Source organism: Pseudomonas sp. 300 (assembly GCF_055803035.1).
In genome coordinates, this window is record NZ_JAVLRV010000002.1 from 648,385 (window position 1) to 650,843 (window position 2,459).

General features: G+C 58.5%; 2 protein-coding genes. Both read right to left on the reverse strand.

Annotated elements, in window-relative coordinates:
* Positions 1-1,294, reverse strand: a 1,294-nt coding sequence (gene aceA, locus Q7W83_RS09195) for an isocitrate lyase (RefSeq protein ID WP_473655905.1), incomplete at its 3' end; no start/stop codon positions are given.
* A gap of 475 nt (positions 1,295-1,769) precedes the next feature.
* A partial coding sequence (locus Q7W83_RS09200) for a secretin N-terminal domain-containing protein (RefSeq protein WP_473655906.1) occupies positions 1,770-2,459 on the reverse strand: 690 nt, incomplete at its 5' end.

Sequence of the window (2,459 nt, forward strand, 5' to 3'; positions counted from 1 at the left end):
TCAGTGCGGTTACCGAAGACGTACCACCCTGGATCACGGTGGTCATGTCGTCGAAGTAGCCGGTGCCCACTTCCTGCTGGTGAGCCACGAAGGTGTAACCCTTGGCAGCGTCAGCGAACTCTTGCTCTTGCAGCTTCACGTAGGCAGTCATGTCGTTGCGGGCGTAGTCGTGCGCCAGGTTGAACATGCTGTGCCACATGTTGTGAATGCCGGCCAGGGTGATGAACTGGTGCTTGTAACCCATGGCGGACAATTCGCGCTGGAACTTGGCGATGGTCGCGTCGTCCAGGTTTTTCTTCCAGTTGAAGGAAGGCGAGCAGTTGTACGACAGCAGTTGGTCCGGGTATTCCTTTTTGATCGCTTCAGCGAAGCGACGGGCTTCGTCCAGATCCGGCTTGGCGGTTTCACACCAGATCAGGTCGGCGTACGGCGCGTAAGCCAGGCCGCGAGCGATGGCCTGGTCGAGACCGGCGCGCACTTTGTAGAAGCCTTCCTGGGTACGTTCGCCAGTCACGAATGGCTGGTCGTACGGGTCGCAATCCGAAGTCAGCAGGTCAGCCGCGTTGGCGTCGGTACGGGCCAGGATGATGGTCGGCGTGCCGGCAACGTCAGCGGCCAGACGAGCCGCAGTCAGCTTCTGTACAGCTTCCTGGGTAGGAACCAGTACCTTGCCGCCCATGTGGCCGCATTTTTTCACGGAAGCCAGTTGGTCTTCGAAGTGAACGCCGGCGGCGCCTGCTTCGATCATGCTCTTCATCAGCTCGTAAGCGTTCAGTACGCCGCCGAAACCGGCTTCGGCGTCAGCCACGATTGGCGCGAAGTAGTCGATGTAGCCTTCGTCGCCCGGGCCTTTGCCGGCTTTCCACTGAATCTGGTCAGCACGACGGAACGAGTTATTGATGCGCTTGACCACGGTTGGAACCGAGTCCACCGGGTACAGCGACTGATCCGGGTACATCGATTCGGCGGAGTTGTTGTCCGCAGCCACTTGCCAGCCCGACAGGTAGATCGCCTGGATGCCGGCCTTTACTTGCTGTACAGCCTGGCCGCCAGTCAGGGCGCCCATGCAGTTGACGAAATCTTTCTCAGGACGGAAGGACGGCTTGGCGCCCTGGGTCACCAGGTTCCAGAGCTTCTCGGCGCCGAGTTTTGCAAAGGTGTGCTCAGGTTGAACCGAGCCACGCAGGCGGACGACGTCAGCAGCGGAGTAAGCGCGTGTCACGCCTTTCCAGCGTGGGTTTTCAGCCCAGTCTTTTTCGAGGGCTGCAATTTGCTGTTCGCGTGTCAGTGCCATGGAGATAAACCTCGTCGCGTCTTTTACGGAAAGTTGTTCTGCGGTGGAAAATTCATGCGCTCGCAGACCAGAAGCTTAGGCGGTCAAGTCGAATTCGGCGGGATTGGCGACGGGATGAACGATGGGCTCGAGGGGAAGTGAGCAGGTAAGGGCGGACTGTCGAGCGCATTCGGGCGTCGTGGGCCTTTATACAAACTTCAGTGTGATGCCGGGTTACCTAAATACGCTTCCGTCCCTCGGGACAACTTCGTTCCAGTCGGCAACCTCGTCAAACACACCTTGTGGGCGGTACAGACACGAAACGGCTCGCGGGGTAGATGCGAGCATCGCTTCGAAGGCCCTTGCCAGGGCCCCTGATTAGCGGGAGCGAGGCCATCATGCCTTTGCTTTTTTGGCTCGTCAAACGTTTTGTAGTGCTTTTTTTCAAGCACTACATCTTTGGTCTAATACGACTAATCAGTCAGTTTTCGGTGGTTTAGTCCAAAGTATCGACTTTCACCCGCAGGGTCATGTCATCCCGACCCTGAGTCGAGTAGCTGCGGGTCAGGCCCTGTTTGTCGGCCTGGGTCTGGCGATTCACGCCGGCCAGGGTGATCCATTCGCCGAGGCGGCCGGTGACGGTTGTGTCGGTGCTTTGCACGTTCACTACATCGGGACGTTCCTGGCTCATGCGGTCACGGTTTGTGCTGATCGACAAATGAACGATGTCACCGGTGACGCTGGCGGTGACATAGAAACCCTGGGTGACGTTGCGGTACTCGGTCTGGCTGCGCGGGTCGCCGTAGGAATCGGTCTGCGTGCTGGTCAGCGGTACGCTTTGGCCCACCTGGATCAGCGCCGGTGCGCCTTCGCTGGCCTGGACTTGCTGAATGCCACCGTCACGGCTTTCGGTGCTGCGATTGATGATTCGGGTCTGGCTGGGTTTGGCGCCATTGACCGAATAACCCTGATCTCCCTGGAAGTTGTTTTCGTTGGTGTCGACGGTGATCAGCAAGCGCTTGGGTTGAGTATCAAGTTGCGCAACAAGCGCTTTAAGTTCGTCGATCTTGCGCTGATCGGCGTTGACAATCAGTTGGTTGCCATAGGCGCTGACCTGGCCGTCCTTGCCGATAAAATCCTGGGCCATCGGCAGCATGTCGGCGCTGGTGTGGTAGTTCAGGGGCAC